The sequence below is a fragment of the Spongiactinospora sp. 9N601 genome (genome assembly GCF_044326295.1).
Lineage (GTDB): Bacteria > Actinomycetota > Actinomycetes > Streptosporangiales > Streptosporangiaceae > Spongiactinospora > Spongiactinospora gelatinilytica.
Genome location: NZ_JBIRBB010000008.1, coordinates 145,916 through 168,625 on the forward strand (window position 1 = coordinate 145,916; position 22,710 = coordinate 168,625).

A 22,710-nucleotide genomic window follows, 5' to 3' on the forward strand; every position below is an offset into this window, starting at 1 on the left:
CCGCGCCACGACGGTCACGGCGGTGTGCGTCACGGACATGACGATACGCCGGTGCGGTCATCGCCGTCCCGCCCTTCCACAACGGAAGAAGCCCGGCGAACCGCCGCTATTTCGCGGACACCGAAATATTCAACTATTTCGTAAAGGTCGGCCGGTAATGCGCGCACTGTTCTCCGAAACTCATTACCAATGCGTGAACTCCAGGTGTCCGCGGCGGTCAGGTCGCCCCGAATCCGGGAAGTGTCAAATGGGCCGAAGCGAAGGAGAAACGCCGATGCGGCGCACCGCAGTGCTCGACGTGGGCGCGCACAGCGCCGCGCTGACCGTGGTGCGCCGCCCCCCGCGCGCCGCCCGGCCACCCCGGACGCGCGACCCGGCCGACCCCGGCCTGTGGGAGATCGTGGCCACCCGCAAGGTACGGCTCAAGCTGCACCGCATGCTCACCGACGACGACCGGCTGAGCGACCGCGGCGTGGCCAGCGTCCAGCGGGCGGTGGCCCGCGCCCTCAAGGCGGCCCCCGCGCGCCGCCCCCCGCTCGCGTTCGCCACCTCGGTGATCCGCGACGCCCCCAACCGCGAGGAGATCATCGCCAGGGTGGCCGCCGCCACCGGCACCCGGCTGCGGGTCCTGCCCGCCCTGGAGGAGGCCAGGCTCGCCTACGTCGCCGCCCGCCGCTGGAGCGGCGCCACCGACCGGCCGCTGCTGGTACTGGACATCGGCGGCGGCACCGTCGAGATCGCCTACGGCACCGGCCATCAGCCGCTGCTGGCCATGTGCCTGCCGCTGGGCGCCCGCCAGGTCACCCGCCGCTGGCTGCCCGAGGGCACCGCGCCCGCCCACCGCCTGCGCCAGGTGCGCGAGGACCTGCGCCGCGCCCTGGCCGAACCACCCGGCCTGCCCGCCGCCGCCCCCGGCACCCGCGTACTGGCCTGCTCCAAGACCTTCGCCCAGCTCGCCCGCCTTGCCCGCACCGGCGACGGCACCCGCCTGGACCTGCCCGGGCTGCGCGCCTCGGCCGACCTGCTGGCCGCCACCGAGGTCTCCCGCCGCGGCGAACTGCCCGGCATCAGCCGCCACCGCGCCGAGCAGTCGCTGGCCGGCGCCCTGGTCGCCGAGGCCCTCATGGACGCCTGCCAGGCCCGCGAGGTCGAGATCTGCCCCTGGTCGACCCGGGAAGGGCTGCTGCTGGAACACCTCGGCCTGCACCACCCGTAGACCCCCGCCGCGCGCGGCGGGCCGGGGAAAGGGCGTGGGCGCAGAAAACCGAAATTGTCATGGCTGGTATTCCAGCGATTCAGATGTATGGCTTTCTCGGTAGTTGTCCTGGTGCTGTTCGCCGTGAATGTCCGGAGATGCCACAGTCGTCATCCAGCGACGGCTCAGCCATTTACGCAGATCTGCGCCGCACCTTCGTCCTGCCGCCCGCCCAACACCCCCTGCGGGAGCGCGTGCTGCAGCCCCGCCCAAGCGTGCATCTCGATAGGGGGGATAGGCGTCTGCGTGTGAGGCCGAAGTGATCCGTTGGGGCCTGGCCGGCTGGCTGGGCGGGCACCCCGACCGGGTATGGGCGCACGTGCATCCCCTCACCGACGGCCCCAGACGGCTCCCGTGGCCTTCCGGGCCAACCGCCACCCGAGGCCGCCCCAGAGAACCGATCCGCATCCCCGGCGGCGAGGAACGGGCCGCGCAACCGCACGCGCCTGTACGACATCGGGGCCGGGGGTTAGACGGGGCCGCCCGGGCGGACCAGCCCGGTCTCATAGGCCACCACCACCGCCTGGGCACGGTCCCGCAGCCCCAGCTTGCCGAAGATCCGCTTCACGTGGGTCTTGACGGTGGCCTCGCTGAGCGTCAGCGTCGCGGCCAGCTCGGCGTTGGACAATCCCCGGCCCACCAGTGTCAATACCTCCACCTCCCGCGGGGTCAGGGCGGCCAGGTCGGGATGGGCTCCCGCGGCGGTGCCCGGCAGCCGGTCGCCGCGGGCGAACCGCTCCACCAGCCGCCGGGTGATGGAAGGCGCCAGCAGCGCGTCGCCGGTGCCGACCAGCCGTACGGCGGCCGCCAGATGCTCGGCCGTCACGTCCTTGACCAGGAACCCGCTCGCGCCCAGCGACAGCGCCGCATAGACGTAACGGTCCAGGTCGAAGGTGGTCAGCATGATCACCCGGCAGTCCGGCAGTTCCGCCAGGACCAGCCGCGCCGCCTGCAGGCCGTCCATGACGGGCATGCGGATGTCCATCAGCACCACATCCGGGCGCAGCCGCCGCGCCGCCGCCACCGCCTCGGCCCCGTCGGCGGCCTCCCCGGCGACCTCGATGCCGCGCGTCGTCAAGATCAGCCGAAAGCCGCTGCGGACCAGGGCCTGGTCATCGGCGATGAGGACCCGCGGCGAGGCCGGTGACAGGGGCCGGTTCACGGCCGCTCCAGCGGGATGCGCGCCCGCACCCGGTAGCCGCCGCCGAGCCGCCGCCGGGCGTCCAGGTCACCGCCGTACAGCGCGACGCGTTCGCGCAGCCCCAGCAGCCCGCGCCCGGCGCCGTCGCGGCGCGCGGGCGCATCGGTCCCCGCCTGGCCGTTCAGCACGCTCGGCCCGCCGTTGAGTACCTCCACCCGCAGGAAACGGCCGGCGTAGCGGATCGTGACCTGCGCCGGGGCGCCCTGGCCGTGTTTGAGCGCATTGGTCAGGGCCTCCTGCACGATCCGGTAGGCGGTCACCTCGATGCCGGCCGGCAACGGGCGCGGCTCACCGGAGATCCGCACCTCCACCGGCATCCCGGCGAACGCGATCCGGTCGACCAGCGGCCCCAGGTCGCCCAGGCCCGGCTGCGGGGACAGATCGTCCCAGGCGTCGCCGTCGCCGTCGTCGTCGCCGTCCTGGGCGGGCGCGAGCAGGCCCAGCAGGTGCCGCAGCTCGGTCAGCGCGCCGCGGCCCGCGCACTCCACCGCCGCCAGGGCCGACATCGCCTCGGCGGGAACCGCGGCGTGCGCCGACAGCACCTCCCGCGCCGCCGACGCCTGCACCACCATCAGGCTCACGTTGTGGCTGACGATGTCGTGCAGCTCCCGGGCGATCCGCGCGCGCTCGGCCTCCACCGCGGCGCGGGCCGCACCGGCCCGCTCGCGTTCCAGCAGCCGGCCGCGTTCCTCCAGCGCCCGCCGGTGGCGGCGCCGCGCACGCGCCAGCCCCGCCCCCAGCCACCCCGCCACGGCGCACGCCGCCAGGGCGCACGCCGCCCAGACCGGCCCCGCATCCCACACCGCTCCACTGTCCCAGACCGGCCCGCGATGACGCATCGACCCTGCGGGGCATCGCCGTACCTCCGCGGGATGACCGCCGCCCGCGCCCACCCCCGCGGGCGGATGCGCCATGCGCCTGAGCCGCCCTAGCGTTCGGGGGGTGAGCGAGGCAGAAAAGTCCGGGCAGGTCCTGGTGGACCTGGCCGGCGTCCGTAAGGAGTACGGCCGGGCGGTCGCGCTGGACGGCGTCACCCTGCAGATCCGCGCGGGTGAGGCCGCCGCGGTGATGGGCCCCTCGGGCTGCGGCAAGTCGACACTGCTGAACATGATCGCCGGGCTGGACCGCCCCACCGCGGGCACGGTCACCGTCGCCGGGCACGACCTGGGCCGCCTGGGTGAGAGCGCCCTGGCGCTGTTCCGCCGCCGGCACATCGGCATGATCTTCCAGTTCTTCAACCTCATCGACGACCTGCCCGCCCTGGACAACGTCGCCCTGGCCGCGCAGCTCACCGGCACCCCGGCGCGCACCGCCCGCGCCCGCGCGCTGGACCTGCTCGGCGAACTGGGCGTCGCCGACCGCAAGGACGCCTACCCCGCCACGCTGAGCGGCGGCGAACGCCAGCGCGTCGGCGTGGCCCGCGCCCTGATGAACCGCCCGGCGCTGCTGCTGGCCGACGAGCCCACCGGCGCGCTGGACAGCCGCTCCGGCGAACAGGTGATGGACCTGCTCATCGACCTCAACCAGATCGGCCAGACGCTGCTGATCGTCACCCACGACCTTGAGCTGGCCACCCGCTGCGCGGGCCGGCTGATCGAGTTCGCCGACGGGCGGGTCGCCGGGCAGGGCGCGGCCGGGGCCGGCCGATGAGCGCGGTGTGGCGTACCGCGCGCGCCGCCGTCGCCCGGCGGCGGGTGCAGACCGCGCTGATCGGGCTGGTCGTGTTGTGCTGCACCGCCACGGCCGTACTCGCGCTCGGGCTGCTGGACGCCGCCACCACCCCATTCGACCGGGCCTTCGAACACCAGCGCGGCGCACATGTGGTGGCCTCCTTCGACGCCGCCAAGGCCGATCCGGGCGTGCTGACCCGCACCGCGGCCCGGCCCGGCGTGCAGGCCGCCGCCGGGCCCTTCGGGCAGGTCGTCGCCGACTTCCCGCGCACCACCGACATCCCCGAGGCCGAAGGGCCGCTGACCATCGCCGGCCGCCCCGGGCCCGGCGGCCCCGTCGATCGGGTGCCCGTCCTGTACGGGCGGTGGGCCCGTGCGCCCGGCGAGATCGTGCTGAACCTGCCCGCCGCCGACGGCCCGCGCCGGCCCCAGGCGCTGGGCGCCCGGCTGACCGCGCCCGGCCTGCCGCCGCTGACCGTGGTCGGCCTGGCCTCCAGCATGAGCCGCTCGGCCGACGCCTGGGTGACGCCCGCGCAGATGGCCGCGCTGCGCCCGCGCGCCGTGCAGATGCTCTACCGGTTCGAGGGGGCCGCGACCGGGCCCGAACTGCGCGCGGCGATGGCCGCGGTGAGCGATGGCCTGCCCGCCGGGGCGCTCACCTCCGCGGCGACCCACCTGGCGCTGCGCCAGGCGTTCGCCGACCTCGCCGCCGCCTACCTGCCGCTGCTGACGGTGTTCGGCGTGCTGGCGCTGCTGGTCGCCGTGCTCATCGTGGCAGGCGTGGTCAGCGGGGCGGTGGTGTCCGGGCTGCGGCACATCGGCGTGCTCAAGGCCCTCGGGTTCACCCCCGGGCAGGTGGTGGCGGTGTACCTGACGATGGTGTCGGTGCCGGCGGCCGTCGGCGCGGCCCTGGGCGCGGCGGCCGGGGCCGCGCTGGCCGGGCCCGTGCTGCGGGCCGCCTTCCAGGGGGTGGACGCCGGGGTGGCCGAGATCGGGTTCGGCGGCTGGGTACCCGGGGTGTGCCTGGCGGGGATGCCGCTGCTGGTCGCGGCTGCCGCGCTGGTACCGGCGCTGCGCGCGCGGCGGCTTTCGGCCGCGGCGGCGATCAGCGCCGGCAGCGCCCCCCGGCCCGGCCGCGGGCTGCGCGTCCAGCGGGCCCTGGGCGGGGCGCGGCTGCCGCGCGCGGTCAGCCTCGGGCTGGGCCTGCCGTTCGCGCGGCCCGGCCGTACCGCGATGACCATGGCCGCCATCGTCGTGGGCCTGACCAGCGTCACGCTCACCACCGGGCTGGGCGCCACGATGGCCGCGTTCGCCGCCGCGGACCGGCCCCCCGCCGGGCAGGTCGGGGTGCGCGCCGGGGAGGCCGCCTTCGGCGAGAACGCCCCCCGCCTGGACGACCGGCGCATCGAGGCGCTGCTGCGTTTCCTGCCGGGCGCCCGGCAGGTCACCGCGAAGGTGTTCCGGCAGGTGCGCCTGGCCGGGCAGGCCCGGCGCGGCGACATCAACTTCCAGCGCGGCGACACCTCACCGCTGGCCGCGCAGGTCGTCCAGGGACGCTGGTTCGACGGCCCCGGCCAGATCGTCGCCCCGCCGGCGTTCCTGTCCCAGCGCGGGCTCGCCGTCGGCGACCGGATCACCCTGCTGCTGAACGGCCGCCGGGCCGAGGCGATGATCGTCGGCAGGCTGATGAGCGGCGACGCCCGCTTCGCGTGGGCATCCTGGGACACCCTGACCGCCCTGGACCCCCGAGCGAGCGCCGACACCTACGAGGTACGGCTGGCCGCCGGCGTAGACCCCCGCCGCTACGCCGACGCGGTCAAGGCCGCCGACCCCGGCCTGCACCCGTCCTTCAGCCTGGAGACGGGCACCACCGCGGCGACCGTCGTCGGCGTGGCGGGAGTGTTCACCGCCCTGCTGATCGCCGTGGCCGCCCTGGGGGTGTTCAACACCGTGCTGCTCACCACCCGCGAACGCCGCCGCGACCTCGGCGTGCTCAAGTCGATCGGGATGACCCCGCGCCAGGTCACGGTGATGACGGTGACGTCGGTGGCGGCCCAGGGCGCGGCCGGCGCGCTGATCGCGATCCCCGCCGGGATGCTCGCCCACCGGCTGATCGTGGACAACGTGGGGATCGTGGAGTTCCCCGACGCGATGAAGGACGTCTTCCAGCCCTCCCACCTGGCCGCTCTGGCGCTGGCGGGCGTGGTGATCGCGGTGCTGGGCGCGCTGGCCCCGGCCCGCTCGGCGGCCCGGCTCACCGTCGCGGCGGTGCTGCACGGCGAGTGAACGCGGGGCCTCAGGCGTCGGGGATCCAGTTGCCGTGATAGCCCAGCGGCACCCGCACCGGCAGGTGGACCCGCGCCAGCGGCGGCGCGGCGAAGTCCTGGGCCGACAGCACCACCAGGTCGGTGGCCCCGCGCTCGGGGGCGGCGACGTAGGCCATCAAGAAGCCCTCGTCCTCCCCGCCGCCGCCGTCCGGGTCGGGCACGAACACCGCCTCGCTGACGGCCTCCTCGCGGGCGAAGCCGTGTATCTGCGCCGCGCCGGTCTCCAGGTCGTGCTTGATCAGGGCGTTGGTGAACGCCTCGTCGGGGTGCGGCCCGTCGGCGGTGAACGGCATGCCGTACAGGGGGGTGATCGCCGAATAGCCGTAGCGGTGGGGCAGCGAGGCGAAGGCGTCGTTCACCCGGGGGAAGTCCTGGGCACGGTCATCGATCCGCCGCCGCCGCACCCGGCCGCCGGCCAGGTCGACGCTCCAGCGTTCCGGCACCGGGACGATCGCCCCCGGGTCGCTGACGTCCAGCGGCCCATCGGCCACGATCAGGTCCATCGTGATCGTCCGGCCGTCGTCGTAGGCGTTGAGGGTGTGGCTGACGTACAGCGGATCGGCCGGCAGCCAGCGCACCGGCCCGCTGGAGCGGGGCAGCACGCCGATCCGCGCCGGATGCTCCCGGTCCCAGGCGAACTGCCCGGCCGCCATGGAGAACCGCAGCGGGATGTCGAACAGCACGACGTGGTTCTGCGACAACGCGAAGTCGTGCAGGAACGGCATCTCCCCCGGCATCGGCACATCGGTCACCGAGGTCACCGTGCCCGCCGGGTCGGTGACGACGTGCTGCGCGAACGACCGCCCGATCACGTACGCCACGGAGTGCAGGTCCCCGGTGCGCGGGTCCACCTTGGAATGGGAGTTGGCGCTTGAACCCTGCGCTGTGCCGCCGAGTGCGCACGGGCCGATCGTGTCCAGCTCATAGCCCAGCTCGTGGGGCGGCGTGCCGCCTTCCACCAGGGCGAACGTACGGCCGGCGTGCCCGATCACCTGGACGTTGGGCGAGATCGGCAGAACGGGCGGCTGCGGTTCGCCGCGCCGCAGCCGCTCCAGCGCCGCGCCGACCTCCGCCGAGCGCACCCAGCGGTTGCGGTACCACTCGGCGCGGCCGTCGCGGATGCGCACGCCGTGGACCATGCCGGCGCCAAGGCCCCAAAAGTGCACGGAAGGGTCCTCAACGCCGAGCGGGTTGGGGCCCATCCGCAGGTAGCGCCCGCGAAGGCCGTCCGGCAGGTGGCCGCTCACCGGCAGGTCGTAGGCGGTGACCTCCTCCTGCACCGGGGCGAACGGCCCTTGCAGATAGCGGCGGCGGTGCGCGGGCATCGCGCCGACCTCGATCATCGTCATCACGCTCCTGTCCGTCCCCGCAGGGGGACTTCGGTACGGTGTACGAGCGTGACGCTACAGCGTACGAAGCAACCGGCCAGGGCTGCGAGGGTGATCAGGCGGGCGTGTACTAGCACAGAAGGCGGGTTCGACCAGGCCGATCCCGGCCGCGAGCAGCGGCGCCGGCCGTGACGCCGCGCCCAGAAGCGGCCGCCTGGTGTACTAGGACAGAAAATGGGAGGGCGAAGCATGGAACGACCCGGCGGCGGCCCGCCGTACCTGCGGATCGTGACCGAGATCAAACGGCAGGTCCAGGCCGGTGAGCTGCGCGCGGGCGACCGCGTCCCCTCCACCCGGCAGGCCGCCGCGCAGTGGGGCGTGGCCGCCGCCACCGCCGCCAAGGCGCTGGAGGCCCTGCGCCGCGAAGGGGTGGTGGTGGCCATCCCCCGCGTCGGCACCGTCGTGGCCGACACCGCGCCCCGTGCGCCCCGCCCCGCGCCGCCCGGGCCCCCGGCGGCCGGCGGCAAGGACCGCGAACGCGTAGTGCGCGCGGCCATCGCCATCGCCGACACTGCCGGGATGGAGGCGGTGTCCATGCGCGGCGTGGCGACCGCGCTCGACATCCCCACCATGTCGCTGTACCGGCACGTACGCGGCAAGGAGGAACTGGCCGCGCTGATGGCCGACACCGCGTTCGGCGAACTGCGACTGCCCGCCGTACTGCCGCCCGGCTGGCGCGCCCGGCTGGAACTGGTGGCGCGCCTGCAGTGGCGGCTGTACGGCAGGCACCCCTGGCTGCCCCGCCTGGTCTCCCTCACCCACCCCCAGCCGCTGCCCAACCTGGTCAGGCTCGGCGAACGGGTGCTGGGCGTGCTGGCCGACCTGGGGCTGGAGTACCGCCAGGCCATGCTGGTGTGGTGGACGGTGGCCAACTACGTGCGGGGCACGGCCATCAACATGGAACAACAGGCCGAATCCGAACAGCACACCGGGCTTTCCGCCGCCGAGTGGCACCTCGCCCACCGGTCGGTGTTCCGCGCCGCGCTGCCCTCCGGCCGGCTGCCCCCACCACCGCCCCGCGGCGAGCCGGCCCCCGGCGAGACGAGTTTCGACCTGACCGAGTTCTTCGAGTTCGGACTGCGCCTGACCTTGGACGGCATCGCCGTGCTGGTCGGCAGATCCCGAAGATCCGATCACTGAGATCCGGTCCCCGCGCAAGGCGTCATAGGCTTGTGGCGCGGCGGACCCGCCACCCCCCCGGCCGGGGCCGCCCGCCCCCCGTCACCCAGCCGAAGGGGCCGTTCATGCCGAACGACACCGCCATCCGCGAGGCCACCACCGTCGTCGTCATCGGAGCCGGCCCCGCCGGCCTGACCCTGGCCAACCTGCTGCGGCTGGCCGGAGTGGGCTGCGTGGTGCTGGAACGGCACGGCAGAGCCCACGTGGAGAGCCGCCAGCGCGCCGGAGTCCTGGACTACCACGGCGCCCGCGTCTTCGAAGAGTGGGGGCTGGCCGGGGAGATCCTGGCCGGGATGCCCGGCGACGGCTCCCTGGAGATCCGCGTGGACGGCGAGCCGCGGCTCCTGGACGTCGCCGCGCTGTCCGGCGGCAGGACCGGCGCCCTGATCCCGCAGCAGATCCTCATCGGCAGACTCCTGAACGCCCACCAGAAAGCGGGCGCAGACGTGCGCTTCGCCGCCGACGGCGTCGCCCTGCACGACATCGCCGGGCCCGAGCCGAAGGTCACCTACCGCGACCCCGACGGGGCCCTGCACGAGATCACCTGCGCCTACATCGCCGGATGCGACGGCGCGCACGGCGCCAGCCGGGCAGCCGTACCCGCCGACGCCCTGACCACCTACTCCTACGACCACGGCATCGGCTGGTTCACGATCCTCGCCGACGTCCCCCCGCCGCGCCATCCGCTCATGGCGATCAGCTCCCACGGCTTCGCCGCCCACTTCGCGCGCGGCCCCAAGGCCAGCCGCTTCTACCTGCAGTGCGACCCCGGCGCCGACCCGGCCCAATGGGGCGAGGAGCGGCTGTGGACCCAGTTGCGCCTGCGGCTGGGCGATGACGACCTGCCCGCCGGGACGATCACCGACAAGACCGTCGTGGACATGCGCAGCTTCGTCGCCGACCCGATGCGCCACGGCAGGCTGTTCCTGGCCGGCGACGCCGCGCACATCATCACCCCGATGGGCGGCAAGGGGATGAACCTCGCCATCGCCGACGCCGACGTCCTGGCCCGCGCGCTGCGCGCCGCCGTGCACGACCACGACGACACCGGCCTTGAGGCGTATTCCGAGACCTGCCTCAAACGGGTGTGGAACAACCAGGAGTACTCCCGCTGGCTGACCGAGATGACCCACGAGGCGGGGGACGAGTCGCTGGCCGGGCCGTTCCGCCACCGCCTGGCCCGGGCGCGGCTGGAGCGGCTGTTCACCTCCGAGGCGGCCGCCCGCGCCCTGGTCGATCTCATGGCGGGCGGCTGACCTCCCGCGACCCGGCGGGCAGGGCGGAAGGATGCCTTAAGCGAACCGTAAGGGCGGCCGGGCAGGCTGAGGGAACACCGAACGGACGGGGGGCGTGCCGGGCCATTCCGGCACCGCGTTCCCGGCCACGAGAAAGGACGGCACGCCCGTGCGCACGCTCATACTTCAGGCCCAGGTCACCATCGACGGCCACATGGCCGGTCCCGAAGGCGAGATGGACTGGCTGACCACCTCATGGAGCGCCGACGTCGGCGAGTACATCGAGGCGGCCACCAAGTCGGTCGACTGCATCGTGCTGGGCCGCACCCTGGCCGAGGGGTTCATCCCGGCCTGGGCCGGACGTCCCGAAGGCGAGACCGACCAGACCATCGACTGGATGAACGACACCCCCAAGATCGTGATCTCCAACACGCTGACCGAGTCGCCGTGGGACAACGCCGTCGTGGCCGGCGGCGACCTCGCCGAGACGATCGGCCGGCTGAAGGCGCAGCCGGGCGGCGACATCATCGTCTACGGCGGGGCCACCTTGGTGTCCAGCCTGATCGCCGCCGAACTCATCGACGACCTGCGGCTGTTCGTCAACCCCACCGCGATCGGCGCCGGGCTGCCCGTGTTCGGCGCCGACGCCAGGCGGCTGCGCTTCGACCTGCGCGGCGCGCGGCCGTTCGAGTGCGGGATCACCGCGCTGCACTACACGCCGCGGCGCGCCTAGCCCGCCCGCGGGGCGCTCAGGTCGCCGGCAGCGCGGTGGCCAGCAGGACCACCCCGAGCGAGCCGATCAGCGAGGCGACCGCGAACGCCCGCGCCGTACGCGGACGTCCCGCGCCCACCGCCCAGCCGTGCAGCGCCGCCGCCGCCATCACCACACAGAACAGCGCCAGCTTGGTCGCCAGTATCCGGCCATAGCCGGGCTCGGCCAGCGACGCCCAGGTCAGGCCCTTGTGCCAGGCGATGCCCACACCGGTCAAGACCTGCAACGGCAACAGCACCACCGCCGTCACCAGCCCGAACCGGCGCCCCACCGCGTTCAGCATCCGGGCGCGCACCTGGTCGTCCAGGAGCCGGCGGGCCTGCGGGAGCACTACCAGTGAGACCGTGAGCTGCCCGCCGACCCACAGCGCCGCCGACAGCACGTGCAAGAACCGCACCACCGCCCACCAGGTCACCGCATCTCCCGCACCGCGTCGTCCACCGCCGATTCCATCGGTCCCGCCCGGAGTCTGCCACCCCCGCCCGCCGCCCGTACGCGCGGGGCGCTCCGTCCCGCGCCCGGAAAACGCCCCGTGGCCAGGAAATGGGCAGGGAACGGACTGCCGTTTGGTCAGTGCGGTGCCGGAGGGTGTGCCTGACACATGATCTTCATCGGCGTGCAGCCGGTGAAGAAGGTTTTCTTTCCGCAACCCTTACGGCAAAGGACCGACATGCGACTGGCCACGTTAACCGGAGCGGTGGCACTGGCCGCCGGTATCGCCTTCACATCGATTCCCGCGTACGCGTCCCCCACTCCCTCCCCTTCTCCTTCCGCCTCCTCCGCCCGCGCCCAGGGCGATGGCATGCTGCAGGCGCTGCAGCGTGACCTGCGCCTCACCGCGGAGCAGGTCCGTGTCCGCCAGGCCCACGAGGCCACCGCGGCGACGCTGGAACGGCGGCTGCGCGAGCGCCTGGGCGAGCGGATCGGCGGCACCTGGTACGACGCGGGCAAAGAGCGGCTGAGCGTGGGCGTGCTGAACGACAAGGACGCCAAGGCGGTCCGTGACGCGGGCGCCACCCCCGTGCCCGTCCGGCACAGCGAAAAGCGGCTCGCCGCCACCAAGGAGACCTTGGACCGCGCCGCCAAGGCCGCCGACGACAAGATCTACGGCTGGCACGTGGACGTGCCGGCCAACGCCGTGCTGGTCTCGGCCGCCGACCAGGCCGCCGGCGAGCGGTTCGTGCGGGCCGCCGGTCTGACGGCCGGCGAGGAGGTACGCATCACCCAAGGCCGGGCGTTCAAGCCGGTCGGCGACATCCGCGGCGGCGACGCGTTCTTCAGCCCCACCGACACCCCAGGCATCTACACTGCCTGCTCGGTGGGCTTCTCGGTGGACAACGGCGGATTCATCACCGCCGGCCACTGCGGCAAGGCCGGCGCCATCACCAAGGGCCACGACTGGTCCGACCAGGGCGTCTTCGCCGGATCGACCTTCCCCGGCGGCGACTACGCCTGGGTGATGCTCTACCAGGGCACCAAGTGGGCGACCCGCCCGTGGGTCAACGACTACAACGGCAACAACGTCAAGGTCGCCGGTTCACAGGAGGCCCCGATCGGCTCCTCGATCTGCCGCTCCGGGCGCACCACCCACTGGCGCTGTGGCGTCGTGCAGGCCAAGGACGTCACCGCCCACTACTCCGACACCGCGATCGTCGAAGGACTCACCAAGACCTCCGCCTGCGCCGAGCCCGGCGACTCCGGCGGCTCGTTCATCTCCGACGACGAGGCCCAGGGCGTGACCTCCGGCGGCGCGGGCGGCTGCTCCGATGGCGGCATCTCCCTGTTCCAGCCGATCAACCCGATCCTGCACACCTACGACCTGACGCTGACCACGACCAAGCGCTCGGGCTCGATCGTCGGCTGGCAGGACAAGTGCATCGACGTGCCGGACTCCGACGGCGTGGAGGGGCAGCGCCCCTGGCTGTGGGACTGCAACAACACCGGCGCCCAGCTTTGGAACTTCCACCGGGACGGCACCATCCGCAACTTCGCCCTTTGCCTGGACACCGCCGGGGGATCCACCGCCGTCGGCGCCGCCGTCCAGTTGTCGCGCTGCGGCGGCGCGGCCTCCCAGAAGTTCAGCCTCACCACGGCCGGCGCCCTGGTCAACACCAACTCCGGCAAGTGCGTTCAGGTCGTCGGCGCAGGCGGGCTGAGCAGCAGGTTCGAGCTGGGCACCTGCAACGGCAGCGCCCACCAGAAGTGGCGCAAGGTCTGACCCGGCCACCGGTACGGCCCGCCGCCTGAGGCGATCGGGCCGTGCGCGCCGCCCGGGGCGTTTCTTGGCCGCCCCGGGCGGCGCACGCCGTTGTGGGCCAGGGGCCGGCGGTCACAGCAGGCGGCGCTGCACCACATCGGCGATGACCGTGGTCACGACCTTCTCCACGGCCTCCGGCTGCGGCTGCTCGCCGGTACGGTCGGCGAACAGCAGGTGCCCGGCCCCGATCAGCGACAGTGCCAGGGAATCGACGTCGGCGTCGGCCGCGATGCGGCCCATCGCCCGCTCTTCGGCCAGGTAGGCGGCGAGCATGGCGGTGGCCTCGGCCAGTACCGGCACACCACGGGGCCGGTCGCGGCGCAGCCGGGCGCGCAGCTCGTCCCGGGAGATGATCAGGCCGACGATCGCCACCGCCACCGAGCCGAACAGGTCGATCAGCACGCCGCTGAGATTGCCCGCCACCGTGCCGTGCCCCGCCGAGGAGCGCAGCGCGGGCGCGCGGGCCTCGACGCGGGCCACGCGGTCCAAGACGAGTTCGGCCAGGAAGGCGTCGAAGTCGGCGAAGTGCCGGTGCAGCACACCCTTGGCGACGCCCGCCTCGGTGGTGACCGCCCGGCTGGTCAGCGCGTTCGGCCCGTCGCGGAGCAGGACGCGCTCGGCGGCGTCGAACAACTGCGCGCGCACGTCCCGGATGGCCACCCCTGTCGGCACCGTACATCCCTCTTTCGCCTGCGAAGCCCCGCCTGATTGACGAGTGGGCAAGTGCCCACTATGGTGGGCGCATGCCCACTATATCTTCTCCGGGTTCCCCCTCCCCTGGCATCGAACCCCACAAGGCCCGCGCGATGGCCGAGTCGTTCGGCATCGACGCCGAACGCTACGACCGCACCCGCCTGCGCTATCCCGGCGCCCTGGTGGAGCGGATCGTCGCCACCGCCCCCGGCCCCGACGTGCTCGACCTCGGCTGCGGCACCGGCATCGCCGCCCGCCAGCTCACCGAAGCCGGTTGCCGGGTGCTCGGCGTCGAGCCCGACGCGCGGATGGCCGACTTCGCCCGCAGCACCGGAATCCGGTCCGAGGTGGCCACCTTCGAGGAGTGGGACCCGGCCGGCCGCGACTTCGACGCGGTCATCGCCGCGACGGCCTGGCACTGGATCGACCCCATCGCCGGCGCGGCCAAGGCGGCGCGGGTACTGCGGCCGGGCGGGCTGCTCACCGCCTTCTGGAACGTGTTCCAGATGCCGCCCGACGTAATGGACGCCTTCGCCGGCTCCTACCGGCAGGCCGTGCCCGACTCCCCGATCGACCTCCAGGCCATGGCCGGCCCGGCCGCCGACACCTACGACTCGATGATCGGCAAGGCCACCGGCGGCATCGGCCGCACCGGCGCGTTCGGCGAGGTGGAGCAGTGGCGCTTCGAATGGGAGTGGCACTACACCAAGGAGACCTGGCTGGACCAGATGCCCACCTCCGGAGTGCTCACCCGGCTCTCACCGGACCAACTGGCGCCGATGCTGGACAGCGTCGGCGCCGCCATCGACCGGCTGGGCGGCGGCTTCACGATGCCGTACGTGACGATGGCCTTCGCCTGCCGGCGCAACGACGCCGCCCCCACCGGCTGAGCCGGCCGCTTCACGACCCGGCCGGGGCCGGCCATCGGGCGGGCTCGCCGAAGATCGCGCGAAACCCGCGGGCGGTGTCGGCGTACTCGCGGACCCGGTGGATCAGCTCGCCCCGCATTTCCAGGACGAAACAGTGATCGTTGGCGTAGTGCCCGCCATCGGGCAGCGTCGCGGTCATGGCCGCCTCCACGACCACCCGCTCACCCGCGACGTGAATCCCGTGGAAGGCGACCGAGACATCACGCGCGTACAGCCGCGGGAAGTCCTCGGTGAAGAAACGCACGATCGCCGCCCTGCCCACCATGTGATCGGTGGCCTTCAGCGCCACGGCGGTGGCATTGCCCGGGGGCGAGAGCCATTCGGCGTCCTCGGTGAAGAGCGCGGAGATCCGCTCGGAGTCGTTGCCGGCGAGCGCCGAAAAGGCGTCGTACACGATGCTGTGGCTCATGCCCCCACTGTCACCGCCGCACCGCGCCTGGGTCTTGGACGAATGTCGGGACCGACCGGCGATCAGCGCGCCGGGCGGGCCAGAATCCGCCGGGCCGCCGGGCGCCCTGGCGAGGAAGCCGGCGCGCAGCGCGGCCACGTACTTCTCGCCGCGCGCCAGCACAAGGGCGCGCGGCGGCCCGCCGGTGGCCATGGCGGTCCAGAAAGTCCTCCGCTCCGGGATGGCAGCTCGGGTGGCGGACATCCTCGTTTCGATCGACGATCGCGCCGGCCGGCCGCAGCGCCGGCGGTACGCGCTTCGCGGGACGCCTCCTGGCTGACGGCGTCCAGCAGCGCGAACGGCCCGCCGGACTCGGTCCGGTCCGGCCGGCACATCACCGGCAGTACCCGGCCAGAGCGGCGACCGGATCGGGAAGTCGCTGGAGCCCGAACACCGACACCACGGCCGCCGCCGCGCCCGGCCGGCGGGCGGTGAGGTCGGGGGCGTCCGTGGCCTGCCCGCGGCGCGCTCGCCCGGCCATCTCGGCGGAAAGATCGATACCGACGATCTCGCGGCCGGGGTGATCCGCGGCGAGCACCGGCAACTCGGGGAAGGTACCGCAGCAGGGGACCAGGATGGGGCCCGGCGGTAAGGACGCACCCCGCAGCGCGCTCACGGCGGTCGCGCCCCAGGGGGCGAAGCGGGGAACGAAGTAGCGCTCATAGCCCTCCGCGGCCTCGTCCCAGCTCCCGGCCGGCAGGGCGGCGCGGTCAATCACCGCCCACGGGAATCGCGCATCCGCTCGGTGAGGGCGGCACCCGGCCGCGGCGGTCCACGGCATGGCCGAACTTTGTGTTCGCGGCCCGCTGCAAGGATTGCCTCGCCAGGAGACCGACCGCCTCGCCGGCCAGGCGATGGACACCCTCATCGCGGGCCTGACCGGTGACGTGCGCGGGTGAGCCGCCACCATAGGCGAAGGCACACCCGGGGCGTGCGCGCCGAGGCGAGGGCGGCTTGACCCGGCAGTGATAGTGAGTGTTTACTATCTTGCGTGACGGCGAAACGGCGCCCGAGGGTGGGCGCGCGGCAGCGGCGCGAGGAGGTCATCGAGGCCGCCCTCGTGGAGTTCTCCCGCAAGGGCCTGCGCGGCGGCTCGACGATCGCCATCGCTCGCCGGGCCGGTCTGTCCCACGCCGGCCTGTTCCGGCTGTTCCCCACCAAGAAGAAGCTGTTCCTGGCCGTGCTCACCCGGGTGTTCGAGAAGATCGAGCGGGAGCTGCCGGCCGTGGAGGACATCTGGGCGGTGCCGATCGCGCGGCGCGAGCCGCTGCTCATGCTGTTGCAGGGGTACGCGGCGAGCGACGAGCCCGACGTCCGCGACCTGATGCACCGCGCGACCCGGGCGCTTTTCGAGCGGGTCGAGGCGATGCCGGGCGTGGGCACGGACAAGGCGCGCATCTTCGCCGCCGCCGGGGCCCTGCACATCCTGGGCTCGGCGATGGGGTCGCCGCGTCCGCACCGGCCATCTGATCTTTTTTTTCACTAAAGATAGTGATCACTCACTAGCATTAAGGATCGAAAATGACCACGACCTCGCTTTCCCGGACCGCCCGTCGCCGCTGGTGGTGGGCCCTGTGGGGCCTGATGGCCGTGCTCGCGGTCGGCATCGCCGCCTACGCGGTGCCGCCGTACCTGACCGGCGACCCCGCCGACAGCGCGCTGCCGCTCCGCCCGGACGTGGCCCTGCACTACCTGTCCCTGGTGGTGCACGCCGTACCGGGCGGCCTGGTACTGATCATCGGCCCGCTTCAGTTCATGACGAGACTGCGCGTCAGCAATCCCAAGGTGCACCGGGTTCTCGGCCGGATCTACATGATCTCGATCGTGGCCGGCTCCATCGCGGCGATCGTGGCCGCCACCTACTCGCTGGACGGTTTCCCCTCCCAGGTCGCGTTCTACCTGCTCACGGCCGCGTGGCTGTACACGGTGGGCAAGGCGTACCAGGCCATCCGCCGCGGCGAGGTGCAACTGCACCGGATCTGGATGATCCGCAACTACGCCCTGACCTTCGCCGCCGTGACGCTGCGGATCTATCTGATCATCGGCATGGCGGTGCGCGCATCGGTCCCCGAGCTGGCCTTCGAGGACGTCTACACCACCAGCGTGTGGGCCTCCATCCTGATCAACGCGGTCGTGGCCGAGTACTTCATCATCCACCGCACCCTGATGCCGCTGGCCCGCCGCCGGCAGCGCCACGACTCGGCCCCCGCCGCGCAGAACATCGAAGAGGACGCCGCGCCGATCCACGCCGAGAAGAAGGGCTGACGCTGACCCGCGCGCCCGGCGAACCGCCTGTCACACACTCCGGTGCGGCAGGCGGTTCCGATCAGCAGCAGCCGGTGCTCGCCTCGGCCGCGGGCCCGCACACGCACGGCGCGGCGGCGGCCATGGGATCGCCGAGCGTGTCGGCGTCGGCCTTGGTCACGTACAACCCCCCACGGCTCGGCGATGGCGTCGGCCTTGCATGGGTCCGGGCCCCCTAGGCCGAGGGCCTGGATCTTGCGGGGCCGCACCGCCGGGTCGTACAGGGGCCGGAGCAGCACGCGTTCCAGATGCTGATCAGTCGCGTGTGATCTCCGGCGCGGGGCCGGTGCAGAGCTGGGTGTGCAAGGTGGTGTACGCCCAGTCCTCCCATGCCTCGGGTGACCAGCCCCGGTCGCGGACGAAGATCAGGTAGAGCTCGGGGCTGAGCAGGCCGAACAGCAGGTCGGCCGCCTTGGCGGCGGTGACCTCCGGGCGGGCGCCGGGCTTGCCGGTCAGGGCCTGGGCCGCAGCGAGGTGCACGGTGTGGCGCGGGTCCTGGCCGCCGGGCCACTGCGCGGCGATCTCGGGGTCGGTGGCCGCCGCGGACGCGATCAGCGGCATGATCGGCGCGACCCGGCCGAGGACCTCGCAGACACCGCGGACGTGCGCGCGCAACTGCCCGGCCGCGGTGGGGGCGGCGCACGCGGCGCGGAACCACTCGCGGTCCATGGTGGCGACCGGCTCGGTGTCACCGGCGATGGAGGTGTCCACGACGTCCTTGAACAACGTGCGCTTGTTGCCGAAGACGAAATAGATGGTCTGCACGGCCACACCCGCCCGGTCCGCGACCTCCTGCAGACTCGTCGCCCCGTACCCCTGCGCGACGAACAGCTCCCGCGCCGCACCGATGACCTTCTCGCGGGTGCGGCGCGAGCGTTCGGCCCGTTTGCCCGGCCGCTTGACGATGTCCATTCCAAGAGCCTATATCTAGAGTCCATCACTAGAGTTCGACTCTAGTAACTCTTGGAGGACCGATGAACACCGACCAGTCCCGCATGGAACGCGATCAGGAAGAGGCCGTCCGCCGCGAGCTGGAGGGCTACTACCGCACCGGCCGGCCCCCGTGGGACACCGGCGTGACGCCGCCCGAACTGATCACCCTGGTGGAAGGCCCCGGCGCGCCGCCGCCCGGCAGCGCTCTGGAACTCGGCTGCGGCACCGGCACCAACGCCGTCTACCTGGCCCGGCACGGCTGGCAGGTCACCGCCGTCGACCTGGTCGAGCGCGCGATCGACCAGGCCCGGGCCAAGGCCGAGGCGGCCGGTGCGGCAGTACGGCTGACGTGCGGCGACGCCACCCGGCTCGATGACCTGGACGCGCCCGGCCCCTACGATCTGTTCTTCGATCTGAGCTGCTACTGCGGCATTCCGCCGCACCGCAGAGACGCCTATGCCGCCGGCCTCACCGCGCGCGCCGCGCCCGGCGCGCGGCTGCTGATGTTCGGCTACGGTCCCGAGGCGTTCGATGACCCCATCTCCGGCGTCACCGCCGGTGAACTGCGCGCGAGGTTCACCGGCTGGGAACTGGCCGACGTCACCCCGGGCACCAACGCGGTGCCCACCTTCTGGTTCACCCTGCGCCGACGTCCGTGATGAAGGACGCCATCAGCGCGGCGCACTCCTGCGCGTGGGTCTCGAGCAGAAAGTGGCCGCCGTCGTAGACGTGCATCTCGATCCGGTCGAGCGCCCGCGCGTAGGCCATGATCTCGGCCAGGTCGAAGAACGCGTCGTGACGGCCCCACAGCAGCAGGCACGGCGGCCGGTGGGTCCGGTGGTAGTCGGCCAGCTCGCCGAAGCGGGCGACATGCTGGGCATAGTCACAGAACAACCGGAACTGTGCCTCGATGTCGCCCGGCCGCGACATCCGCGCCCAGTCCAGGTGCCAGGTCTCGGGCGGGTGCAGGACGCGCAGCCGCTCCGGCAGCCCGCTGAGGTACTGCGCGCGGGTGCCCTCGAAGTCGAGCCATTCGGGCAGCCGGGCGCGGTTGGCCGGCGAGGGGTCGGCCCAGTAGGCTCGCGCGCTGTCCCACTGGGCGCCAAGTCCCTCCTCGTGGGCGTTGCCGTTCTGCACGATGAGGCCGAGGATGCGCTCCGGATGCCGGGTGGCCAGGTGATAGCCGACCGGGGCGCCGAAGTCGTGCAGGTAGACGAAGAACTCCCGCACGCCGATCCGGTCCAGGAACGCCCCGACGGTGTCGGCCAGGCCGGCGAAGGTGTAGTCGTAGGAATCGACGCCCGGCGCGGCGGAGAACCCGAAGCCCGGCAGGTCGGGGGCGATGACCCGGCCCACCTCGGCCAGCGGCGCCAGGACGTGCCGGAAGGTGTGCGAAGAACTCGGGAAGCCGTGCAGCAACAGCAGGCAGGGCCTGTCCGCCGTGCCGGCCTCCCGGTAGAAGATCTCGACCCCGCCGATGTCCAGGCTGCGATGGCGGGGCTTGTCGCTCATCCGCATCCTCCAGACACTACAGAGAGTGACCGTCTTTCGCCCGCTCCTGCGGGACGGCGTGCCTGGATCTGCTGGGCCGGGCGCGGAAGATCGTGGTGACCAAGGACGAGACCTGCCTTTTCTTGCCCATTAAGCCCGATATCCCGCGAATCGGGTAGGAGGTGACCGGGCGCCGAACCGGCCGGCGTCCGCCTGCCTCGACGATCGGGAGCGTGCCGGATGACTCCTTGCGACCAGTGGCTGGTGGTCGGATTCGACCGGCACCCGGCTGCCCGGACCGCCCTGGAGACGGCCGCGTCCCTGGCCCTGCGGCTGCCCGCCCGCCTGCTGGTGGCGCACGTCCTGGATCTGGACGACTACCCGCTCGACCCTGATGCCGCCGACTGGGAGGCGGCCGCCGGGCAGGCCGTCGCCGCCGAACGCGCCCAGGCCGCCGACCTGCTCACCGGCCACCCGCTGCCCTGGACGTTCCAGGTCGAACACGGCGAACCCGCCCCACGGCTGCTGGACCTGGCGGCCCGGCACGACGCCCTGATGATCGTCATCGGGGCCGCCCGGCACGAACTGGGCGCGCACCTGCTGACCGGCTCGGTCGCCAGGCACCTCACCCAGCACGCCGACCGGCCGGTGCTGCTGGTCCCCGCGGCCGGCCCAGGGACCAGCGGGCCCCCGGACCGGCCGCGGAACGGCGGTCAGGGCGCGTCGTACCCCAGGGAGTAGGCGCCGCCGCCGCTGTAGGAGTGCAGCCGGTAGCGGTAGTAACCGGCCCCGCCCGTGTAGGTCAGGTTCTCATCCGCGCCCGAGGCGGTGGACTGGGCCACCGCGCTCCACGCCGAGCCGTTCCACTTTTCCAGGTACAGGTCGAAGTCGGCTGAGTCCGGCCCGTCCAGGCAGGCGCGGTGCGCGCCCGAGACCGTCGTCTGGAAGTAGCGGCCGTCCGGCTGGTACTGCGTCTGCGTGGCCGTCAGCGACCCGGTCCTGGTGGTCTCGAAACCCTGGCAGCCCGAGACCGTGCCCACGTTGAGGGTGTAGCCGGTGGTGCGGGTGACGGTGGGGCCGGCCGCGTTGACGGTGATCGGATAGGTGCCGGCCGGCGTCCGGGCAGAGGTGACGATCGTCATGGTGGACGCCGTGCCGGACGGGATCACCGGAGGATCGAAGGCCGCGGTCGCCCCCTCGGGCAGCCCGCTCGTGCTCAGCGTGAAGTTCTCCACCTTGCCGCCGCCGGTCACGGTGGCGACCCGGGCGGTGACCGAGCCGCCGGGCTGGGCGCTCCCTTCCTGCGGGCTGACCGCGACCGAGTAGTCGTCGCCGCCGGTGGGCGGGGTGTTGTCGATCAGCCCGGCGATCTCGTTGTAGACCAGCGTGATCCGGGTGCCCCAGTTCGGGCAGCCGCCGAGGTGGTGCAGCGCGATCACCTTGTGGCTGGAGGCGGCGAGCACCGGCGAGCCGGAATTGCCGCCCGAGGTGTCGCACCGGTAGCCGGTGTTGACCCCCGACGAGGCCACGTCGATCTTGCAGGTGGCCCCGCCCTGGGTGTCCTCGTACAGCGACAGCCGCTTGGGCTTGATGTCACCGTGGCCGGGGATGTAGATGCGCTCACCGGCCACCGGCTCGCGCGGTTCGAGGTACAGCGTCCCGTACTGCTGGATGGCGGCCGGATCGCTCACGCTGAACAGCGTGTAGTCCAGCGCGTTGAGCGCGCTGGTCTTGATGAACTGCCCCGGGCCCACCTTGGTGCCGGTCTGCGTGTCGGAGCCGCCGCAGGTCGCGCACTGGCGGCCGAAGACGAACTCGCTGGCCCGCAGGTCCGCCTCACTTTCCATGCAGTGGTGGTTGGTCAGCAGCCGGTTGGTGTTGCCGACCCGCCACACCGTGCAGGAGCCGAGCCCGTTGAGGAGCTGCTGGCCGACGGCCTGACTGCGGGCGAACTCGACCGGGTGGCTGTCGCGGTAGCAGACCACGTCGCGGCGGGCGTCGGTACCGCACACCGACAGCGTCCGTGACCGCTCGGCCTGCTCCGCGGCGGTGAAGCCGCGCCAGTACCGGTCGATCCGCGCCCCGTACCCCAGCCGGGCCGCGCCGGGCCGCTGGACGCGCGCGTGCAAGGTGATCACCGCGGTGTCACCGTCGATCGACAGCGCGGCGAACCCACGCCGGCCGTGCTCGGTGTGGTCCGAGCCGCCGGCGTTGGCGCCGCGCGTGGGGTCGCCGTAGTAGGTGTGCACCTCGCGCCGCGCCGGGTCGCTCACCGTGACACGGTCACCCGGCAGCAGCCGTAACGCCGCGAAGTGCACCTTCACATAGCTCGCGCCCCGCTCGTGGATCCGCGTGCTCCAGGTGCGACCGGCGGCGCCGTAGCGCAGGGCGATGTCGCCGTCGCGGGCCTCGCCGACCGGATCGGCCGGATTCTCCTGCGGGACCGGCTGGGTGACTGCGGACGCCTGCGGCATCAGGGGCGGCACGGCGGCCAGGAAGAGCGCCGACAGCAGCGCCGTGAGGAATCGTCGTCGATGTCTCATGGTGGGGGGACCTCCACGGGGCGGGCCGCCGGTGCGCAGGTCGTGCGCGTGACGGCTGGGGGGTGGGCGGAGGAGACGCGGGCCG

22 protein-coding genes are annotated in these 22,710 nt (G+C 73.0%); 12 read left to right on the forward strand and 10 right to left on the reverse strand.

The window, feature by feature from the left end; all coding sequences use genetic code 11:
- Positions 1–274 precede the first annotated feature (274 nt).
- Positions 275–1,216, forward strand: a complete 942-nt coding sequence (locus tag ACH34R_RS20520) for a Ppx/GppA phosphatase family protein (protein WP_397563060.1) — start codon at positions 275–277, stop codon at positions 1,214–1,216.
- 508 nt (positions 1,217–1,724) lie between these two features.
- Here the strand turns inward: ACH34R_RS20520 and ACH34R_RS20525 are convergent.
- Positions 1,725–2,417, reverse strand: coding sequence for a response regulator (locus ACH34R_RS20525; protein ID WP_397563061.1), 693 nt, complete (start codon positions 2,415–2,417; stop codon positions 1,725–1,727).
- Positions 2,414–3,370, reverse strand: coding sequence for a sensor histidine kinase (locus tag ACH34R_RS20530; RefSeq protein ID WP_397563062.1), 957 nt, complete (start codon positions 3,368–3,370; stop codon positions 2,414–2,416). The genes ACH34R_RS20525 and ACH34R_RS20530 overlap by 4 nt, the downstream gene beginning before the upstream one ends.
- A 28-nt stretch (positions 3,371–3,398) precedes the next feature.
- Here ACH34R_RS20530 and ACH34R_RS20535 point away from each other — a divergent pair, with 28 nt between their 5' ends.
- The gene (locus ACH34R_RS20535; protein WP_397563063.1) at positions 3,399–4,106 is read left to right on the forward strand and encodes an ABC transporter ATP-binding protein; all 708 of its coding nucleotides are present in this window, start codon (positions 3,399–3,401) and stop codon (positions 4,104–4,106) included.
- Positions 4,103–6,412, forward strand: coding sequence for an FtsX-like permease family protein (locus tag ACH34R_RS20540; protein WP_397563064.1), 2,310 nt, complete (start codon positions 4,103–4,105; stop codon positions 6,410–6,412). Before ACH34R_RS20535 ends, ACH34R_RS20540 begins: the two co-directional genes overlap by 4 nt.
- Positions 6,413–6,422: 10 nt before the next feature.
- Here ACH34R_RS20540 and ACH34R_RS20545 read toward each other — a convergent pair whose 3' ends face one another.
- Entirely contained in the window at positions 6,423–7,802 is a 1,380-nt protein-coding gene (locus ACH34R_RS20545) for a carotenoid oxygenase family protein (protein WP_397563065.1), read from the reverse strand.
- Between the two features lie 228 nt (positions 7,803–8,030).
- On the opposite strand from ACH34R_RS20545, the gene ACH34R_RS20550 reads away from it, so the two are divergent.
- The 3 genes from ACH34R_RS20550 (at position 8,031) to ACH34R_RS20560 (ending at position 10,988) form a co-directional block, all read left to right on the forward strand.
- Complete coding sequence (locus ACH34R_RS20550) at positions 8,031–8,981, forward strand: TetR/AcrR family transcriptional regulator C-terminal domain-containing protein (protein ID WP_397563066.1); 951 nt, start codon at positions 8,031–8,033, stop codon at positions 8,979–8,981.
- Between the two features lie 104 nt (positions 8,982–9,085).
- Entirely contained in the window at positions 9,086–10,276 is a 1,191-nt protein-coding gene (locus ACH34R_RS20555; RefSeq protein WP_397563067.1) for a 4-hydroxybenzoate 3-monooxygenase, read from the forward strand.
- 94 nt (positions 10,277–10,370) lie between these two features.
- Positions 10,371–10,988, forward strand: a complete 618-nt coding sequence (locus tag ACH34R_RS20560; protein WP_397563068.1) for a dihydrofolate reductase family protein — start codon at positions 10,371–10,373, stop codon at positions 10,986–10,988.
- A gap of 16 nt (positions 10,989–11,004) precedes the next feature.
- On the opposite strand, the gene ACH34R_RS20565 is transcribed toward ACH34R_RS20560, so the two are convergent.
- A complete protein-coding gene (locus ACH34R_RS20565) occupies positions 11,005–11,442 on the reverse strand; it encodes a hypothetical protein (protein ID WP_397563069.1) in 438 nt (145 codons plus the stop codon).
- Between the two features lie 387 nt (positions 11,443–11,829).
- Between ACH34R_RS20565 and ACH34R_RS20570 the strand changes: the two genes are divergently transcribed.
- Positions 11,830–13,245: a ricin-type beta-trefoil lectin domain protein gene (locus tag ACH34R_RS20570; protein ID WP_397563070.1), complete on the forward strand. Its 1,416-nt coding sequence runs from the start codon at positions 11,830–11,832 to the stop codon at positions 13,243–13,245.
- 111 nt (positions 13,246–13,356) lie between these two features.
- Here ACH34R_RS20570 and ACH34R_RS20575 read toward each other — a convergent pair whose 3' ends face one another.
- A complete protein-coding gene (locus ACH34R_RS20575; protein ID WP_397563071.1) occupies positions 13,357–13,956 on the reverse strand; it encodes a TetR/AcrR family transcriptional regulator in 600 nt (199 codons plus the stop codon).
- A 71-nt stretch (positions 13,957–14,027) separates the two neighbouring features.
- Between ACH34R_RS20575 and ACH34R_RS20580 the strand changes: the two genes are divergently transcribed.
- Positions 14,028–14,867 carry a class I SAM-dependent methyltransferase gene (locus tag ACH34R_RS20580; RefSeq protein ID WP_397563072.1) on the forward strand — a complete coding sequence of 280 codons (840 nt, stop codon included), beginning with the start codon at positions 14,028–14,030 and terminating at the stop codon, positions 14,865–14,867.
- A 10-nt stretch (positions 14,868–14,877) separates the two neighbouring features.
- On the opposite strand, the gene ACH34R_RS20585 is transcribed toward ACH34R_RS20580, so the two are convergent.
- Positions 14,878–15,558 carry a nuclear transport factor 2 family protein gene (locus tag ACH34R_RS20585; RefSeq protein WP_397563073.1) on the reverse strand — a complete coding sequence of 227 codons (681 nt, stop codon included), beginning with the start codon at positions 15,556–15,558 and terminating at the stop codon, positions 14,878–14,880.
- Positions 15,559–15,688: 130 nt separating this feature from the next.
- Entirely contained in the window at positions 15,689–16,072 is a 384-nt protein-coding gene (locus tag ACH34R_RS20590; RefSeq protein ID WP_397563074.1) for a class I SAM-dependent methyltransferase, read from the reverse strand.
- Between the two features lie 273 nt (positions 16,073–16,345).
- Here ACH34R_RS20590 and ACH34R_RS20595 point away from each other — a divergent pair, with 273 nt between their 5' ends.
- Positions 16,346–16,840, forward strand: coding sequence for a TetR/AcrR family transcriptional regulator (locus tag ACH34R_RS20595; protein WP_397563075.1), 495 nt, complete (start codon positions 16,346–16,348; stop codon positions 16,838–16,840).
- Between the two features lie 35 nt (positions 16,841–16,875).
- The gene (locus ACH34R_RS20600) at positions 16,876–17,619 is read left to right on the forward strand and encodes a DUF2306 domain-containing protein (RefSeq protein ID WP_397563076.1); all 744 of its coding nucleotides are present in this window, start codon (positions 16,876–16,878) and stop codon (positions 17,617–17,619) included.
- Positions 17,620–17,913: 294 nt separating this feature from the next.
- Here ACH34R_RS20600 and ACH34R_RS20605 read toward each other — a convergent pair whose 3' ends face one another.
- Entirely contained in the window at positions 17,914–18,570 is a 657-nt protein-coding gene (locus ACH34R_RS20605) for a TetR/AcrR family transcriptional regulator (RefSeq protein WP_397563077.1), read from the reverse strand.
- 62 nt (positions 18,571–18,632) lie between these two features.
- Between ACH34R_RS20605 and ACH34R_RS20610 the strand changes: the two genes are divergently transcribed.
- Positions 18,633–19,250, forward strand: coding sequence for a class I SAM-dependent methyltransferase (locus ACH34R_RS20610; protein WP_397563078.1), 618 nt, complete (start codon positions 18,633–18,635; stop codon positions 19,248–19,250).
- On the opposite strand, the gene ACH34R_RS20615 is transcribed toward ACH34R_RS20610, so the two are convergent.
- Positions 19,228–20,103: an alpha/beta fold hydrolase gene (locus ACH34R_RS20615; protein WP_397563079.1), complete on the reverse strand. Its 876-nt coding sequence runs from the start codon at positions 20,101–20,103 to the stop codon at positions 19,228–19,230. The two genes, ACH34R_RS20610 and ACH34R_RS20615, sit on opposite strands and share 23 nt — an antisense overlap.
- Before the next feature lie 219 nt (positions 20,104–20,322).
- On the opposite strand from ACH34R_RS20615, the gene ACH34R_RS20620 reads away from it, so the two are divergent.
- Complete coding sequence (locus ACH34R_RS20620; protein WP_397563080.1) at positions 20,323–20,823, forward strand: universal stress protein; 501 nt, start codon at positions 20,323–20,325, stop codon at positions 20,821–20,823.
- Here ACH34R_RS20620 and ACH34R_RS20625 read toward each other — a convergent pair.
- Positions 20,796–22,625 carry a trypsin-like peptidase domain-containing protein gene (locus ACH34R_RS20625; RefSeq protein ID WP_397563081.1) on the reverse strand — a complete coding sequence of 610 codons (1,830 nt, stop codon included), beginning with the start codon at positions 22,623–22,625 and terminating at the stop codon, positions 20,796–20,798. The two genes, ACH34R_RS20620 and ACH34R_RS20625, sit on opposite strands and share 28 nt — an antisense overlap.
- Between the last annotated feature and the right edge of the window lie 85 nt (positions 22,626–22,710).

Coding starts and splice junctions, on each gene's coding strand:
- ACH34R_RS20545 (WP_397563065.1), bottom strand. CDS start 7,802: ATGACGATGATCGAGGTCGGCGCGATGCCCGCGCACCGCCGCCGCTAT.
- ACH34R_RS20605 (WP_397563077.1), bottom strand. CDS start 18,570: ATGGACATCGTCAAGCGGCCGGGCAAACGGGCCGAACGCTCGCGCCGC.
- ACH34R_RS20550 (WP_397563066.1), top strand. CDS start 8,031: ATGGAACGACCCGGCGGCGGCCCGCCGTACCTGCGGATCGTGACCGAG.
- ACH34R_RS20530 (WP_397563062.1), bottom strand. CDS start 3,370: ATGGCGCATCCGCCCGCGGGGGTGGGCGCGGGCGGCGGTCATCCCGCG.
- ACH34R_RS20620 (WP_397563080.1), top strand. CDS start 20,323: ATGACTCCTTGCGACCAGTGGCTGGTGGTCGGATTCGACCGGCACCCG.
- ACH34R_RS20570 (WP_397563070.1), top strand. CDS start 11,830: ATGCTGCAGGCGCTGCAGCGTGACCTGCGCCTCACCGCGGAGCAGGTC.
- ACH34R_RS20540 (WP_397563064.1), top strand. CDS start 4,103: ATGAGCGCGGTGTGGCGTACCGCGCGCGCCGCCGTCGCCCGGCGGCGG.
- ACH34R_RS20600 (WP_397563076.1), top strand. CDS start 16,876: ATGACCACGACCTCGCTTTCCCGGACCGCCCGTCGCCGCTGGTGGTGG.
- ACH34R_RS20580 (WP_397563072.1), top strand. CDS start 14,028: ATGCCCACTATATCTTCTCCGGGTTCCCCCTCCCCTGGCATCGAACCC.
- ACH34R_RS20555 (WP_397563067.1), top strand. CDS start 9,086: ATGCCGAACGACACCGCCATCCGCGAGGCCACCACCGTCGTCGTCATC.
- ACH34R_RS20520 (WP_397563060.1), top strand. CDS start 275: ATGCGGCGCACCGCAGTGCTCGACGTGGGCGCGCACAGCGCCGCGCTG.
- ACH34R_RS20585 (WP_397563073.1), bottom strand. CDS start 15,558: ATGTCCGCCACCCGAGCTGCCATCCCGGAGCGGAGGACTTTCTGGACC.
- ACH34R_RS20625 (WP_397563081.1), bottom strand. CDS start 22,625: ATGAGACATCGACGACGATTCCTCACGGCGCTGCTGTCGGCGCTCTTC.
- ACH34R_RS20610 (WP_397563078.1), top strand. CDS start 18,633: ATGAACACCGACCAGTCCCGCATGGAACGCGATCAGGAAGAGGCCGTC.
- ACH34R_RS20615 (WP_397563079.1), bottom strand. CDS start 20,103: ATGAGCGACAAGCCCCGCCATCGCAGCCTGGACATCGGCGGGGTCGAG.